This window comes from Flavobacterium sp. NG2 (assembly GCF_034119845.1).
GTDB lineage: Bacteria > Bacteroidota > Bacteroidia > Flavobacteriales > Flavobacteriaceae > Flavobacterium.
On the sequence record NZ_CP139420.1, the window covers coordinates 1 to 16,287 of the forward strand.

Here is a 16,287-nt window from a genome sequence, read left to right on the forward strand (position 1 = left end):
ATGAACAAAACTGCACAATCAGTATGGGAGAACTGTCTGTCTTTTATAAAAGACAACATTCAAGACCAAGCCTACAAAACTTGGTTTGAACCAATTAAGTCAGTTGAACTTACCGATAACGCACTTTATATTCAGGTTCCTAGTAAATTTTTCTACGAATGGCTAGAAGAACACTATGTAAAATTATTAAAAGTTGCTTTAACAAAAGAACTTGGAAAAAACGCAAAGTTACTCTATAAAATCAAGATGGAAAACACTTATGGTAACAAACAACCGTTTACTGAACAGTTGCCAAGTGCCAATAGAGTTCCTATGAAACCACAAGATGTAGATGCTCCATTAAAAAACCTAAATCCAGAATTAAGAAACCCTTTTGTAATTCCGGGAATTAGAAATTTAAAAATAGAATCACAATTAAATGCCAATTACAGTTTTGACAACTTCTTAGAAGGAGATTCAAACAGACTGGCTCGATCTGCTGGTATGGCTGTAGCCAATAAACCAGGTGGAACCTCTTTTAACCCTCTATTAATTTTCGGAGGAGTTGGACTGGGAAAAACTCACTTAGCACATGCTATTGGTGTAGAGATTAAAGACAAATATCCTGAAAAAACGGTTTTATATATTTCTGCCGAAATTTTCACTCAACAATACATTGACTCTGTCAAAAAGAATAATAGAAATGATTTTATTCACTTCTATCAATTAATTGATGTTCTAATCATTGACGACGTACAATTCCTATCCGGTAAATCAGGAACGCAAGATGTGTTTTTTCACATTTTTAATTACTTACACCAAAATGGAAAGCAAGTTATATTAACTTCTGACAAGGCACCAGTTGACATGCAAGATATTGAACAACGTTTATTATCTCGATTCAAATGGGGACTTTCAGCTGAACTACACCAACCGGATTACGAAACAAGAATTTCTATCTTAAAAAACATTCTATATCGTGATGGTGTGGAAATGCCTGAAGAAATTATCGAATATGTAGCTAGAAACATTAAATCAAATGTTCGCGAATTAGAAGGTGCTATCATTTCATTAATTGCTCAATCTTCTTTCAACAAAAAAGAAGTAACTATTGAGCTTGCTAAAGGTGTGGTTGAAAAGTTTGTAAAAAATGTCAAACGAGAAATTTCAATAGATTATATTCAAAAAATCGTTTCAGATTATTTCCAGTTAGACTTAGAAACTTTACAATCTAAAACAAGAAAAAGACACGTTGTTCAAGCAAGACAGTTAGCCATGTTTTTTGCTAAAAAGTTTACCAAAGCTTCTCTAGCAAACATTGGTTCACAAATTGGCGACCGTGACCATGCTACTGTATTACACGCTTGTAAAACAGTTGACAATCTAGTGACAACCGACAAACAATTCAAAAAGTTTGTTGATGATATACACAAAAAACTAACGCTATAAAACAAATGGCTGTGAAAATTTTAATGGTATGCCTTGGAAACATATGTCGTTCTCCTCTGGCAGAAGGCATTTTAGCTTCAAAACTACCTAAAAACAAATTCATAGTAGATTCAGCTGGCACAGGTTCATGGCACATTGGGCATTCACCTGACAAACGCTCTATAGCCGTTGCTCAAAAAAACAAACTCGACATTTCTAAACAAAAAGGAAGACAATTTAAAACTTCTGATTTTGACAATTTCGACTATATATATGTAATGGATAGTTCAAATTACAATGACGTAATAGAATTAGCAAAAACGCCAGAACATATTGCCAAAGTCAATATGATCTTAAACGAAATATTCCCCAACGAAAATGTAGATGTTCCGGACCCATACTACGGAGCAAATAATGGATTTGATTTAGTATACAAAATGCTAGACGAAGCTTGTGAATCTATCGCACTAAAGCTACTAAACAAACACGCATAAACTTCCTCAATTCCACATCAAGAGCCAACCTCTTTCACCCACAACAGTTAGTTGTTTTTGCTGATTTTAACAACCTTAAGACCACAAAACAACCCAAAGTCTATTTTGTCTAGTTTATATCTAGTTATTCTGCCCCCAGAGAGACCATAAAAACTGCGACAGTTTTATTTACTTTTTTTTCATATATGTAATTTTGTTTGAGATATTAAAACAATAACCCAAACTATTGATTCTTAAACAATAGTCACCATTTTAGACTTAAATCAAGATTCAAGAATTACAATTTAAAAAAATTAACAACCATGAAAAAAACCGCATTTTTATTATTAACCTCCTTGTGCATCAGTTTAATTTCCTGCAGCAAAGACTCAGTTGACACACCTATTCCCCCTCCTACTGTAACTACACCAGTACCAGAAATAACCGATTGGAAATTAATACCAGTACCTGCAGATGCTGGAACAGGAAAAAAATGGGAATTTCAATCTGACGTTTCAGATGACTTTGAATATACTTTTAACCCAGTTTCTACCAAAACAACTTTTGGAAATGGAAAATGGACTAACTTTTACCATAATGCATGGGATGGACCTGGACTAACAAAATGGAAATATGAAAATGTTTCAGTTTCTGGAGGATTACTAGAACTAAAAACAACAAGAGTTGATGGAGAAACGAAATCATACGATTATGGTGGAAACACACTAACTGGAAAAGCGACACGTTTAGGAGCAGTCTCTTCTAGCAAACAAATTGTATATCCAGTATATATTGAAAGTAGAATTAAAATAGCAAACACCGTTTGTACCTCTGGGGCATGGATGCTTAGCCCTGATGACACTCAAGAAATTGATTTTATGGAAGCTTGGGGAGGTAAAGCGGCTAGAAACAATGTCCCAGGCGGCAGACAATTTTCTAAAACAATCCACTTGAGTCACCACGTTTTTATCCGAAATCCATTTGAAGATTATCAACCAGCAGACATTACTACATGGTACACAGATAGCAAGGTGGGCGATTGGACTGATGCTTATCATCGTTATGGAGTGTACTGGAAAAGCCCAACAGAGTTAGAATATTATATTGATGGTAAACTTGTTCGTTCCACAAATAATTTAGACACCGTAGGAAGTAAAGACGGAATCGACCCTAAAAGCTTCACTTCTCCAACAAAGGACAAAGCTACTCGTACCGGACTTAACAAAGCAATGGATATCCTAATTACCATGGAAGACCAAAACTGGAGAGCTGGAATTGGATGCACACCAACTGATGAAGAAATCAAAGACATTGACGGAAACACCATGAAAATAGACTGGATTAGGATTTTTAAACCAGTAAATAAATAAGAACCCAATACATTACAAAAAAACCTATTTGAAAATTTACTCAGATAGGTTTTTTTATTTTACAATGAGACTCAGATAAACTGTTTATGTTATAGCTATATTGATAATCACAATTAAATCCCGTTATTTGTATTTCATTTTTATTGATAAAAACACTTCTTAATGAAATCGCAAAATACAATTGGAAAACTCTATTTAATTCCAACAACAATGGGAGATTGTGATCCTATAGATGTTTTACCTCAAACCATCAAAAGAGCCATAGACTTAATCGATTATTATATTGTTGAAAACGAAAAAACTGCTCGAAAATCTATTAAGCAAGTACAACCCGAAAAAAAGCAATCCGAATTAATCTTATTTGCCTTAAACAAACGCACTGAACCTCATGAGCATAAAGAATTCATCAAACCCTTACTAGAAGGAAAAGACATGGGACTAATGAGTGAGGCGGGTTGCCCTGGAGTCGCTGATCCAGGCGCTGTCATTGTAAAACTAGCACATGAAAAAGGAATCCAAGTAGTTCCTTTAGTTGGCCCATCCTCTATTCTACTTGCCATGATGGCTTCAGGAATGAACGGGCAAAGTTTTACTTTTCATGGCTATTTACCGATTGAAAAAGGAGAAAAAAAAGCTACTTTAAAAGTTTTAGAAAAAGTTTCCCTAGAAAGAAACCAATCTCAAATTTTTATTGAAACCCCTTATCGCAACAACAAAATGCTCGAAGATTTATTACAAATATTAAATCCAGAAACACATTTATGTATTGCTGCTGATATCACCTTATCAACAGAATACATTAAAACTAAAAAAGCAAAAGACTGGAAAAAAGAAACCGTCGATTTACATAATAGACCAGCGATTTTTATCATCCATAAAATGTAAATTTTAAAAATCATTTTTTTTTGACATTGACATGAGTAAACTCCCAAATATCTCTACTAGTATTTTTTCAGTTATGTCAAAATTGGCAGCTGATCATAATGCTATCAATTTATCACAAGGATTTCCGAACTTTACAGTTGACGAACGATTAAAAAATATCGTTGCGCAATTAGTACATCAAGAAGTTCATCAATACACACCCATGTCAGGCTACCCTCCTTTATTACAAAAAATAGCCCAACTAACAAAAAAACAGTACAACAGAATAGTTATCCCTGAAAGCGAAATACTCATCACAACAGGGGCTACACAGGGAATCTTCACAACAATACAAGCCCTAGTAAACAAAGAAGACGAAGTAATCATCCTAGACCCAAGTTACGATTCATATGAGCCTTCTGTTTTATTAGCAAATGGAATACCGGTCCGAATTCCGTTAAATGATGACTACACACCTAATTGGGGCAATATTGAAAAAGCTTGTTCGTCAAAAACACGAATGATAATTATCAATAATCCTCATAATCCCACAGGTAAAATCTTAAATGCATCTGACTTTGAAAAACTTGAAGGTATTCTTGAAAACTTTCCGCAAATACTAATACTTTCTGATGAAGTATACGAGTACATTACATTTGAAGAAAAACACATTTCAGCTCATACAAGAAAAAAACTGCTCAACCGCTGCATAACCGCTTCTTCTTTTGGAAAATCATTTCATGTCACGGGTTGGAAAGTAGGCTACATAATCGCTCCTGAACATTTGATGAACGAAATCAAAAAAGTCCATCAATTTTTGGTTTTCAGTGTAAATAGCTTAGCACAAGCGGCAATTAGTGACTATCTAGACATTGTTTCAATTGAAGAAATTCGTTCCTTTTACAAAGAAAAAAGAGATTATTTCAGACAGCTACTTCAAAATAGCCGATTCAAACTCCTTCCATGCGAAGGAACTTATTTCCAAGTAGTATCCTACGCTGCTATTTCTGATGAAAATGATGTAGATTTTTGCAAAAGACTAGTTAAAGAATATGGTGTCGCGGCTATTCCAATTTCAACTTTCTATAATAATGCCAAAGACCTAAAGTTAATTCGGTTCTGTTTTGCCAAAGACAATCAAACCTTAGAAGCCGCTGCTGAGAAACTTTGCCTACTTTAATTTTTCATTAAAATACGTTTATTATGCATGCATACTATATTTAATTTCTTTATATTTACAAGAAACAATCTAGTATTATGAATTTTACAGCCAAAATGTTACGCGATGATGCTCTCAAAGGAAAAGTAATTGTAGTTACAGGAGGTGGTAGTGGTCTCGGTAAAGCTATGACCAAATACTTTCTTGAATTAGGTGCAAAAGTCGCTATTACTTCCAGAGATTTAGCCAAATTACAAAATACTGCCAAAGAATTAGAAACAGAAACCAAAGGAGAATGCCTGCCTCTTCAATGTGATGTACGCCATTACGAAGAAGTAGAGCAAATGCTTGAAGCAGTGATTAAAAAATTTGGTAAAGTTGACGTATTACTAAACAATGCCGCTGGAAATTTTATTTCACCAACTGAACGCTTGTCCTCGAATGCTTTTGACACCATAATCGATATTGTTCTCAAAGGAACCAAAAATTGCACACTTGCTTTTGGAAAACACTGGATTGACAGTAAACAACCTCAGTCGACTATTTTAAACATTGTAACCACCTACGCCTGGACAGGTTCAGCTTATGTTGTACCTAGTGCTACCGCAAAAGCTGGCGTACTTGCCATGACGCGTAGTCTTGCTGTCGAATGGGCAAAATATGGGATACGAACCAATGCAATCGCACCAGGACCTTTTCCTACCAAAGGTGCTTGGGACCGACTGTTACCTGGAGATTTAGCCGAAAAATTTGACATGTCCAAAAAAGTCCCCCTGCAACGCGTGGGAGACCATCAAGAATTAGCCAATTTAGCTGCATATTTAGTTTCAGACTTTTCGGCCTACATCAATGGAGAAGTTGTCGTTATTGACGGAGGAGAATGGCTAAAAGGAGCTGGTCAATTCAATATACTAGAAGCAATCCCTGAAGAACTTTGGGATCAACTGGAAGCCATGATAAAAGCTAAAAAATAATAAACAAAAAATCCATTCGCAAAAACGAATGGATTTTTTTTAAAAGTCAGGCGAAACTACTGTAAATCTTAATCTGAAACTTGAACTAAAAACTAAAAACTAAAAATTTAAAAGCAGTAGCTCCAACCTGTATATCTATTTAGATTCTTCCGAATCATCTTTAAATTCTGCTGCAAAAATACTTTTTTCAAACGATTTCGTAAAATATTTTTATACTTTTTTTAAAATAAAAAAACCAGTTAGCTAACACTAACTGGTTTTGATTGATATTTAATGAGTTATTAAATAATGATTCGAATAATTTCTCCACTTTTATTAATCATTTCCAAACGAATACTTTGATTTTCATCTTTTTTATTTAAAAGTTTTGAAACCGACTCAATATCAGTTGCTTTTACATTATCAATACTCAAAATAATATTCCCTTTTAATTCATCAGTATATTGTTTTAAATTTTCATTGTTAATCGATTTTATTTTAACCCCATAATCAATTTTAAACTTCTTCTTATCTGAAACATCAATATTTTCTAATTCGATTCCTTTAAATTCAGTTGTAAAAAATTCATTTTTAGTCAAGGTCACTGCTACAGACTTACTTTTTCCATCTCTTAAAAAAGTTACCTCCACTTTATCATTAGGTCTCTTAGTGTTTATATAGCCTGATAAATCAGCAAATGTTGAGATATTTTGATTATCTAATCTGATGATAATATCGCCTTTTTGCAACCCCGATTTTTCAGCACCCGAATTTTTAGTAACCCTATTAATATAAAAGCCTTCAGTCTGAGCAATTCCTAATTCTTTAGATGCAGAGGCATTTAATTCGCCTCCTTCAACTCCAAGAATACCACGTTGTACATTACCATATTCCATGATATCTTCGATAATTTTTCGAGCTATATTGGACGGAACAGCAAATGAATAACCAACATATGAACCTGTCATAGAGGAAATCATTGTATTGATACCAATTAAATTCCCATTAGTATCCACCAAAGCTCCTCCACTATTCCCTGGATTTACGGCAGCATCGGTTTGGATAAAAGATTGAATACCATTATCGCCTAAATTTCTAGCTTTTGCAGAAACTATCCCTGCTGTAACAGTCGAGGTAAGATTGTAAGGATTACCCACTGCAAGTACCCACTCCCCAACTTTCACATTATCTGAATCTCCAAAAGCGGTATACGATAATTTTTCATTCGCATCAATTTTCAACAAAGCAATATCCATCTTGGAATCGGTTCCTATTAACTTTGCTTTATATGATTTCTTATTATTCAAGGTAATTTCAATTTCCGATGCATCTTTTACCACATGGTTATTGGTTACAATATACCCGTCTTCAGAAATAATAACCCCTGAACCTGTACCAATTTGTTCTTGTGATTGCCCTCCTTTATAGCCATAAAAAAACTCCAGCATCGGATTAGTTACTGTTCTACGAGTAACATTTTTCACATGGACCACTGAATGAATTGTTTTTTCAGCTGCTTCTGTAAAATCCAATACACTCGCTGAAAGACCTACCCTTTTGTTAAACGTATCATTTGCCCTTGTAATCACTGGACTTTTATCAAAAGAAAAAGGAGCATTAGAATCAAATGCTAACTTATAAGCTCCCAAAGTAAGCACTCCACTTAATATAGATACAATAAAAAGTTGTGAAATATTTTTCATAATAATATAGTTTGTTTTATCGTTATTTGTATTGTAAAAATAATGCCAAAATCAAATATTAAAAAGTAGTTTAACGCTCTTTAACAGTGATTAACTTTTCATTAATAATTTGTATTTTTGCAACATTCAAATTAAAAAAAATGCAAATATCTTTTTACAAATACCAAGGCACAGGAAACGATTTCGTAATGATAGACAATCGATTAGCTATTTTTCCAAAAGACAACACCAATCTAGTTGCACGTTTATGCGACAGACGATTTGGCATAGGTGCTGATGGACTTATATTACTAGAAAACGATTCTGAAACCGACTTTAAAATGGTTTATTACAATTCTGATGGAAATCAAAGTTCGATGTGCGGAAATGGAGGAAGATGTTTAGTCGCTTTCGCAAAAAAATTAAATGTAATCGAAAACAAAACTACATTCAATGCTGTTGATGGTCTTCATCATGCAACTGTGGGAGAAGATGAAATTGTATCACTACAAATGATTGATGTAGACCAAATTAAAACAACCGCAGATTATTCTTTTTTAAACACAGGTTCACCTCATCATGTACAAATCGTAGAAGATTTAGAAAACTACAACGTAAAAGAAAACGGAGCAGCAATTCGTTACGGGGAACTTTATGGGAAAGAAGGAAGCAATATCAATTTTGTAAAAAAAATAAACGATACTACTTTTTCGTTGAGAACCTACGAAAGAGGTGTTGAAGACGAAACACTAGCATGTGGAACTGGTGCAACTGCTGCAGCAATAGCTATGAATGAAACTGGAGAAACAGATGCTACTTCCATAAATATCAATGTAGAAGGCGGAAAACTGATGGTTTCCTTTGATAAAAAAGATAATAAATACACAAATGTGTTCTTAAATGGACCTGCTGAATTTGTATTTGAAGGAAAGGTGGAAATTTAAAAAATCTAAAATCCTATAATTAACCAAAACCAAGAATACTTTTCGACCCAAACAAATAAAAATGATAACCCTAAAAGGAAAAAACATTTACATCAGAGCATTAGAGCCTAATGATTTAGAGTTCATATATACAATGGAAAATGACGAAAATATTTGGGAAGTAAGCAATACACAAACTCCATATAGCCGATTTTTAATTCGTCAATATCTAGAAAATGCTCAACAGGATATCTACGAGGCTAAGCAATTGCGATTAGCCATTTGCCAAAATGATGATTTCCCAGCAATAGGTCTAATTGATTTATTCGAATTTGACCCAAAAAACAACCGTGCTGGTATAGGAATTGTGATTCAAGGACTTAGTCATCGAAATCAGAAAGTAGGTACAGAAGCTTTGGAACTCTTAATCAACTACTCATTCCAACATTTAAATTTACATCAATTATATGCAAATATTGGTGAAGAAAACAGCGCCAGTAAAGCACTTTTTACTAAATTTGGTTTTAAATGTGTGGGAATCAAAAAAGACTGGAATCTTACACATGGAGAGTACAAAGATGAAGGAATGTACCAACTAATCAATCAACAACTTTAACTATTAAGACTTTGAACTTAAAGAAAACTATCTCGACTGCAGCAATTGTAATTATTTCTGGATTAATACTTTACGGGTTTATCATCATTAGACAAATTTTTTCAGAGAATACAAAATTCTCCAAAAAAGAAGTTTACATCCATATCCCTTCTGATGCAAATTATCAAACTGCAAAAACCATAATTGCTCCTTATATCGAAAATATGGATCGTTTTGAAATGGTCGCTAGTAAAAGAAATTATCCTGAAAACGTAAAAGCAGGTCGCTTCTTGTTTACCAAAGGCATGAATAGTTATGAATTAGTAAAAGCGTTACGCTCCAATATACCGGTTAAACTGGCTTTCAATAATCAAGAACGTTTAGAAAACTTTGCAGGTCGTATTAGTTCCCAAATCGAAGCTGATAGCATTTCGTTATTAAACACCATCAAAGATTCTGTTTTCATGAAAGAAAATGGATTTAACGAAGAGAATGTTTTTGCCATGTTTATCCCAAATACTTATGAATTTTACTGGAATACCTCAGCTAGAAAATTCAGAGATAAAATGATCAAGGAATATCATAAATTTTGGACTGACGAAAGAATTAACAAAGCAAAAGCTCAAAACCTCAGCCCAGTTGAAGCAACCATTCTCGCTTCGATTGTACATAAAGAATCTGTTAAAAAAGACGAAAGACCTAGAATTGCTGGAGTATACTTGAATCGTTTAAGAATAGGAATGCCTCTCCAAGCTGATCCAACAGTTATTTATGCTATCAAGAAAAAATCGAATGATTTTGAACAAGTCATCAAAAGAGTATTCTACAACGACTTGGTCATGTCATCTCCATACAATACATATATAAACACAGGGCTTCCTCCTGGACCAATTGCTATGCCTGATATTACTGCGATGGAAGCTGTATTAAATCCTGAAAAACATGATTATATCTATTTTTGTGCTAGTGTTGACCGTTTTGGGTATCATGAATTTGCCGCTACCCTTCCAGAACACAATAAGAATGCAAAGAAATATTCGGATTGGATTAATAGTCAAGGAGTAAAACGATAATTTTGAATTGGAAAACAACCCATTTCTACATTCTCATATTCGGAATTATAACTACTTTTTCTTTTGCACAAAATAAGGTAGATTCCTTTTTAAAACCTGCTGACACCTTAAATGCTAGTAGAAAAAAAACAGTCATTCTTTCTGAAACCATAATTGGCACTTCTGCTTTAATTGGACTTAATCAATTATGGTATGCAGCCTATCCTCGTTCCAAATTTCATTTTATCAATGATAACAAGGAATGGTTGCAAATGGATAAATTAGGACATAGTTACTCCTCATATCACTTAGGCCGATTTGGTGCCGAACTATTACAATGGAGTGGCGCAAGTAAAAAAGACCAAATCCTCTATGGAGCAGGAATTGGTTTTGCTTTTCTAACGGCTGTTGAAGTTCTTGACGGCTTCTCGTCGCAATGGGGCGCCTCTATGGGTGATGTTTTAGCCAATGCCTCAGGAACAGCTTTATACGTTTCACAAGAATTAATATGGAACGAACAACGCATCATCCCTAAATTTTCTTTTCAAAAATCTATTTATGCTGCTGAACGACCTTTAGTTTTAGGCAGTAGTCTAACAGAACAAATTTTAAAAGACTATAATGGCCAAACTTATTGGCTTTCAATCAATTTAAAATCCTTTGCTAAAGATTCTAAAATTCCAAAATGGATAAACCTAGCTTTGGGTTATGGAGCAGATGGAATGCTTTATGGCAACAACGAAAAACCTCACAAGAACATCAACTTTCAAACAACAAAAAAGAGACAATTTTATATCAGTTTAGACGTTGACCTGACGAAAATTGACACAAAATCCCACATTTTAAAAACTTTTTTTAGTGTTTTTAATACTTTAAAAATTCCCGCACCATCAATAGAAATCACACCTAACGAGAGAGTTAGAGCCCATCTAATCCACTTTTAACATAGTTTAACAGCTTGATTTTCAGAATCATAAAAATTGTTGTATATTTGCATGCAGAAATTTCAGAAGGTGACAGGGCTCTGAAGAAAAACAATTTATGAGAAAGAAGTGGTATTTTTATACAAGTTTAGCGATTATTGTAGCGTTTTTAAGCGCAGGTTTCAAACCTCTTAAAATTGATACTAATCATTGGTTTCTAATAAAAAACCCCGATGGTACACAATACTTGTACCCATCACAAGAACAAGAAGACTACACCAATTTGAATATCCCTTTTACTGGAAATTTATTTATTGGTTTCAAAGAAGCAATCGGCTTCAAAGAATCACAAGGAAAATACAAAAAAATTAATTCTTTAGGTTATTTAGGAAAATACCAGTTTGGTGTTGAAACACTAAAATCAATTGGAATTAAAGATAGTCTATCTTTTTTAAGAAGTCCTAAAATGCAAGAAAAAGCATTTGTGGCACTTTTAGCAAAGAACAAATGGCTCCTACGTGACATCATTGAAAAATACGAAGGTAAAATCGTTAGTGGTATCCGAGTAACCGAATCTGGTATTTTAGCGGCTGCTCACCTAGGTGGAGCAGGTTCAGTAAAAAAATTCTTTAGCAGTAATGGAAAAAGATACATCAGAGATGCGTATGGAACTTCCGTAAGAAGTTATATGAAAGCATTTGGAGGATATGACACTTCATTTATTGTACCTAACAACAATGCTGTTGTTACTATGAACTAATTTTCATTAGTTACATTTTTCAACACATGGCGATTAAGTAACTTGAAAGTTTTACAATATACTAACACCATATTTCATACTTAGTTATGAAATTGGTGTTTTTTTTTTACCTAAAAAAACTATTATTCCCTCAACAAACCCTCTAAGATCGTAATAGCAGCTTGACTAATCTTTGTCCCAGGCCCAAAGATAAAATCCACTCCAACATCCGATAAAAATTGATAATCTTGTGTTGGAATAACACCACCTACCACAACAATAACATCCTCACGTTGATAATTCTCAAGTTCCTCAAGTACCTGTGGAACTAATGTTTTATGCGCACCAGCAAGTGAAGAAATACCCAAAACATGTACATCATGCTCTATTGCTTGCTTCACAATTTCGACAGGAGTTTGAAACAGAGGACTCATAAAAACATCAAACCCAACATCAGCATAGCTGGTCGCAACAACTTTAGCCCCTCGGTCATGACCATCTTGCCCCATTTTAGCAATTAAAATTCGGGGCTGAAATCCTTTTTTATCCAAAAAAGTCTTGGCTAGCTGTTTGGCTTTCCCAAATTGTTCGTCTTTTTTTATAGCTTTATCATAAACTCCGCTAAAAGATTTTATTTGTGCCACATACCTACCATAAACTGTTTCAAGGGCCGTACTAATTTCGCCCAAAGTAGCACGATTTCTAGCGGCTTCAATTGAGATTTCTAATAAATTACCTTCTCCTGTTTGAGCAGCACGAATTAATTGTTGAAGAGAATCCTCAACAAGCTTAGCGTCTCTTCTATTTTTAATTTCTGCCAAATATTCCAATTGTTGCTTACGCACCATCTGGTTATCGACATCAAGTATTTCTAATCTTTCTTCTTTATCAAGTTTGTATTTATTAACCCCAATGATGGTATCTTGCTCACTATCAATTCGAGCCTGTTTACGAGCGGCAGCTTCTTGTATCCGTAGTTTTGGAATTCCATTTTCAATAGCTTTTGTCATTCCACCCAAAGCCTCTACTTCTTCAATTAACTTCCATGCTTTTTCAGCAATCGAATTAGTTAAACTTTCGACATAATAACTTCCTGCCCAAGGATCAACTGTTTTAGTTATCTTAGTTTCTTCTCTTAAATACAATTGTGTATTGCGAGCAATTCGAGCGGAAAAATTAGTTGGTAAAGCAATTGCCTCATCTAAAGCATTAGTATGTAAGGATTGTGTTCCTCCAAAAACGGCAGCCGCTGCTTCAATACAAGTTCGCGTCACATTATTAAAAGGATCTTGTTCCGTTAAACTCCAACCGCTTGTTTGGCAATGTGTTTTCAATACTAAAGACTTTGGATTTTGAGGGTTAAACTGCTTCACTAATTTAGCCCATAACATCCTTGCTGCACGAAGTTTGGCAATTTCCATAAAATGATTCATCCCAATTGCCCAGAAAAAAGAAAGATTAGGCGCAAAATCATCAATTTTCATTCCGGCCGCTAATCCTGTTCGAATATATTCTAAACCATCGGCAAGTGTATAAGCCAATTCAATATCAGCAGTTGCACCAGCTTCTTGCATATGATAACCCGAAATCGAAATCGAATGAAACTTTGGCATTTTATTATAAGTATATTCAAATATATCCGAAACTATTTTCATCGAAGCCTTTGGTGGATAGATGTAGGTATTTCGAACCATAAACTCTTTCAAAATATCATTCTGAATCGTTCCTAATAATTGTTCGGGAGCAACCCCTTGTTCTTCTGCAGCGACAATATAAAATGCCATTATAGGTAAAACAGCTCCATTCATGGTCATGGACACAGAGATATCACTGAGTGAAATTCCGTCAAACAAGCGTTTCATATCCTCAACGGTGTCGATAGCCACTCCAGCCTTTCCTACATCACCTACCACTCTTTCGTGGTCAGAATCATAACCTCGATGTGTGGGCAAATCAAAAGCAATTGACAATCCTTTTTGTCCAGCAGCTAAATTTCTTTTGTAAAAAGCATTACTTTCCTCAGCAGTTGAAAAACCAGCATATTGTCTTACCGTCCAAGGTTTTTTCAAATACATAGTTGCATAGGGCCCTCGCAAATAAGGAGGGAAACCTGCTGCAAAATCTAAATGACCAAGTCCTTCAACGTCTTCCTCCGAATAAGTCGATTGAATATCAATTCCTTCAGGAGTCACAAAGCTATCTTTAGGAAAATCCGAAATAGATTTCCTAGTACTTTCGTTAAGGGTAATATGTTGAATGTCTTTTCTTTTCACAAGAAATAATATTGTATGATTAGCATTTTATTATTCTGTAGCCAAACGATCTTGGTCCAATTTATCTGCCAAACGCTTTTCAATTATAGGAATAATGAGCGTTTTTCTAGATTTTAGCTTCACAAATGGGTACAATTCCAATTCTTCTTTCATTCTATCTTCTCGACTCGCATGTTTGTTTGTCCCTATTAAACCATCTTCTTTAGAATCAAATAATGCTTGTTCTTTATCTGCGCTTAATTGAATTTTATTTCTGATTACTCCTTCGTTTAGCAATTTCAAGAAGCCTCCTTTCGCTTCCATTTCCTTAAATAATGACAGCGCTTTATCTGCTAACTGACTTGTCAAACTCTCTATATAATAACTTCCATCAGCAGGATTATTGACTTTATCAAAATAACTTTCGTCTTTCAAAATCAACAATTGATTTCTGGCAATTCGATCTCCAAACTCATTGTCCTTATGATAAAGTGAGTCGTAAGGCAAATTAGCTATAGCATCTGCCCCACCCAATATTGCCGACATACACTCCGTTGTTGTACGCAACATATTGACATTATAACCATAGACCGATTTGTTGCGCTTACTAGGGCTTACCAATAAATGACAATCAAAATCATGATTGTATTCTTTGGCCAATACCTGAAATAAAATCCGAAAGGCACGCAATTTTGCAATTTCAAAAAAGTAATTTGAACCTACTGCAACCTCAAAAACAATAGCAGTACTAATCGATGGAATTCTATTGAAATATTCATTTACCTGTCCCAAGCCATAGGCTAATTGTTGCACCATATTGGCTCCTGCATTTTGATACAAACCAACATTAACACTTATACAGGGACGATGCGGCACTGCTTTTGAAATTAAACTAAGGGTATCAAAATTTGTGGCTTCTTTAGTTGTAAACCAATTTCCGTCTTTTGCTAACTGACCAATAGGGTCTAAATTATAATAAATGGTCACATCTTTTGACTGGACAGTTTTTTCAATTCTTTGGATAAAATCCAAAGAAAGAAACCTAAAATTAAAATAAATAATTAATCCTTCAAGAGGTAATTTAGTTAACAAGTCTTCAATCAAAATCGTTTCATCTTCGATAGTGAAACGCAAACTATTGGCTCCGCGACTTAAAGTATCTAAAGCTCGCTCAATTGTTTTCTCGATATCATACACAAAAATATTTTGACATATTTTAAATTGTGTAGCAGTCGTTTTTACGGGGTATTTTTTTATTGATTCATCCTTATGATAAAAAGGTTTGACTTTTATATCTTCAGGAGAATTCCATATCATGGTTTCATTATAATCAGCTCCATCCAATTCAAATTGGATTTTCTGCTTCCATAATTTAGAAGAGACTGGGTCGAATTCGTCAAATAATGGAGTAGTCATGATACTTCTTTTTTAGTATTAAAAAAATATAAAATAAGACAGAATTGCTTATTAATCTAAATGGAATAAGTAGCTTTTATGAATTGCCCATTTAACCAAAACAAACTAGGATCATTTCTTAACGATACTGTCTCCTTCAAATTCAATGATGTAGATATCTTCACTGTCTTTTTTCATAAAGTACTTTTCACGAGCATATTTTTCAATTTGCTCAGGATTTTGGAGCATTTTAATCTGCTTTTCATCCTTTTTGATTTCCTCTTGGTAATAAGCTTTATTTTCTTCCAATTCTTCTATTTGATTATCTAGAATTCGATGATCAAAATAAGAATAATTATCTAAAAAAATCATCCATGTTGCAAAAAACAAAAGCACCCAAATGTACTTGTTACTTATAAATTTAAACCAAGATTTGTCTTTATATGGATTAGTCATTCGAATGATATAATTTCAGAAATTAGCGTATTGATTTAGGATAT

The 16,287-nt window shown here is 34.1% G+C and carries 15 protein-coding genes; 11 read left to right on the forward strand and 4 right to left on the reverse strand.

Features of this window, described 5'->3' with window-relative positions; all coding sequences use genetic code 11:
- The 6 genes from dnaA to SLW70_RS00030 all read left to right on the forward strand — a co-directional run bounded on the left by dnaA (position 1) and on the right by SLW70_RS00030 (position 6,247).
- Positions 1–1,428, forward strand: coding sequence for a chromosomal replication initiator protein DnaA (dnaA, locus tag SLW70_RS00005; protein WP_320889806.1), 1,428 nt, complete (start codon positions 1–3; stop codon positions 1,426–1,428).
- A 5-nt stretch (positions 1,429–1,433) separates the two neighbouring features.
- Entirely contained in the window at positions 1,434–1,901 is a 468-nt protein-coding gene (locus SLW70_RS00010) for a low molecular weight protein-tyrosine-phosphatase (RefSeq protein WP_320889807.1), read from the forward strand.
- Between the two features lie 302 nt (positions 1,902–2,203).
- Complete coding sequence (locus SLW70_RS00015) at positions 2,204–3,250, forward strand: family 16 glycosylhydrolase (protein ID WP_320889808.1); 1,047 nt, start codon at positions 2,204–2,206, stop codon at positions 3,248–3,250.
- A 162-nt stretch (positions 3,251–3,412) separates the two neighbouring features.
- Positions 3,413–4,135 carry an SAM-dependent methyltransferase gene (locus SLW70_RS00020; RefSeq protein WP_320889809.1) on the forward strand — a complete coding sequence of 241 codons (723 nt, stop codon included), beginning with the start codon at positions 3,413–3,415 and terminating at the stop codon, positions 4,133–4,135.
- 31 nt (positions 4,136–4,166) lie between these two features.
- Positions 4,167–5,294 (forward strand): methionine aminotransferase, encoded by a 1,128-nt coding sequence (locus SLW70_RS00025; RefSeq protein ID WP_320889810.1) that lies wholly within the window; start codon positions 4,167–4,169, stop codon positions 5,292–5,294.
- Between the two features lie 77 nt (positions 5,295–5,371).
- Positions 5,372–6,247: an SDR family oxidoreductase gene (locus tag SLW70_RS00030; protein WP_320889811.1), complete on the forward strand. Its 876-nt coding sequence runs from the start codon at positions 5,372–5,374 to the stop codon at positions 6,245–6,247.
- Positions 6,248–6,528: 281 nt separating this feature from the next.
- Here SLW70_RS00030 and SLW70_RS00035 read toward each other — a convergent pair whose 3' ends face one another.
- Positions 6,529–7,929, reverse strand: a complete 1,401-nt coding sequence (locus SLW70_RS00035) for a Do family serine endopeptidase (protein WP_320889812.1) — start codon at positions 7,927–7,929, stop codon at positions 6,529–6,531.
- Positions 7,930–8,069: 140 nt separating this feature from the next.
- On the opposite strand from SLW70_RS00035, the gene dapF reads away from it, so the two are divergent.
- From dapF to SLW70_RS00060, 5 genes are all read left to right on the forward strand, one after another.
- A complete protein-coding gene (dapF, locus tag SLW70_RS00040) occupies positions 8,070–8,852 on the forward strand; it encodes a diaminopimelate epimerase (protein WP_320889813.1) in 783 nt (260 codons plus the stop codon).
- Positions 8,853–8,913: 61 nt separating this feature from the next.
- On the forward strand, positions 8,914–9,447 hold the full coding sequence (locus tag SLW70_RS00045) for a GNAT family protein (protein WP_320889814.1): 534 nt from the start codon (positions 8,914–8,916) through the stop codon (positions 9,445–9,447).
- An 11-nt stretch (positions 9,448–9,458) separates the two neighbouring features.
- Complete coding sequence (gene mltG / locus SLW70_RS00050; RefSeq protein ID WP_320889815.1) at positions 9,459–10,499, forward strand: endolytic transglycosylase MltG; 1,041 nt, start codon at positions 9,459–9,461, stop codon at positions 10,497–10,499.
- Positions 10,500–10,501: 2 nt separating this feature from the next.
- Complete coding sequence (locus SLW70_RS00055) at positions 10,502–11,422, forward strand: DUF2279 domain-containing protein (protein WP_320889816.1); 921 nt, start codon at positions 10,502–10,504, stop codon at positions 11,420–11,422.
- Positions 11,423–11,519: 97 nt separating this feature from the next.
- Positions 11,520–12,161, forward strand: a complete 642-nt coding sequence (locus tag SLW70_RS00060; RefSeq protein ID WP_320889817.1) for a peptidoglycan-binding protein LysM — start codon at positions 11,520–11,522, stop codon at positions 12,159–12,161.
- A gap of 122 nt (positions 12,162–12,283) precedes the next feature.
- On the opposite strand, the gene scpA is transcribed toward SLW70_RS00060, so the two are convergent.
- The 3 genes from scpA to SLW70_RS00075 form a co-directional block, all read right to left on the reverse strand.
- Positions 12,284–14,413 carry a methylmalonyl-CoA mutase gene (scpA, locus tag SLW70_RS00065; RefSeq protein WP_320889818.1) on the reverse strand — a complete coding sequence of 710 codons (2,130 nt, stop codon included), beginning with the start codon at positions 14,411–14,413 and terminating at the stop codon, positions 12,284–12,286.
- 30 nt (positions 14,414–14,443) lie between these two features.
- The gene (locus tag SLW70_RS00070) at positions 14,444–15,808 is read right to left on the reverse strand and encodes a methylmalonyl-CoA mutase subunit beta (protein ID WP_320889819.1); all 1,365 of its coding nucleotides are present in this window, start codon (positions 15,806–15,808) and stop codon (positions 14,444–14,446) included.
- Between the two features lie 111 nt (positions 15,809–15,919).
- Positions 15,920–16,243, reverse strand: a complete 324-nt coding sequence (locus tag SLW70_RS00075) for a septum formation initiator family protein (RefSeq protein ID WP_320889820.1) — start codon at positions 16,241–16,243, stop codon at positions 15,920–15,922.
- Between the last annotated feature and the right edge of the window lie 44 nt (positions 16,244–16,287).

Bases quoted from the DNA above. Each gene is read 5' to 3' on its own strand.
- dnaA (WP_320889806.1), top strand. From the start codon at position 1: ATGAACAAAACTGCACAATCAGTATGGGAGAACTGTCTGTCTTTTATA.
- SLW70_RS00075 (WP_320889820.1), bottom strand. From the start codon at position 16,243: ATGACTAATCCATATAAAGACAAATCTTGGTTTAAATTTATAAGTAAC.
- SLW70_RS00015 (WP_320889808.1), top strand. From the start codon at position 2,204: ATGAAAAAAACCGCATTTTTATTATTAACCTCCTTGTGCATCAGTTTA.
- SLW70_RS00070 (WP_320889819.1), bottom strand. From the start codon at position 15,808: ATGACTACTCCATTATTTGACGAATTCGACCCAGTCTCTTCTAAATTA.
- SLW70_RS00035 (WP_320889812.1), bottom strand. From the start codon at position 7,929: ATGAAAAATATTTCACAACTTTTTATTGTATCTATATTAAGTGGAGTG.
- SLW70_RS00010 (WP_320889807.1), top strand. From the start codon at position 1,434: ATGGCTGTGAAAATTTTAATGGTATGCCTTGGAAACATATGTCGTTCT.
- SLW70_RS00025 (WP_320889810.1), top strand. From the start codon at position 4,167: ATGAGTAAACTCCCAAATATCTCTACTAGTATTTTTTCAGTTATGTCA.
- dapF (WP_320889813.1), top strand. From the start codon at position 8,070: ATGCAAATATCTTTTTACAAATACCAAGGCACAGGAAACGATTTCGTA.
- SLW70_RS00045 (WP_320889814.1), top strand. From the start codon at position 8,914: ATGATAACCCTAAAAGGAAAAAACATTTACATCAGAGCATTAGAGCCT.
- SLW70_RS00030 (WP_320889811.1), top strand. From the start codon at position 5,372: ATGAATTTTACAGCCAAAATGTTACGCGATGATGCTCTCAAAGGAAAA.
- SLW70_RS00020 (WP_320889809.1), top strand. From the start codon at position 3,413: ATGAAATCGCAAAATACAATTGGAAAACTCTATTTAATTCCAACAACA.
- SLW70_RS00060 (WP_320889817.1), top strand. From the start codon at position 11,520: ATGAGAAAGAAGTGGTATTTTTATACAAGTTTAGCGATTATTGTAGCG.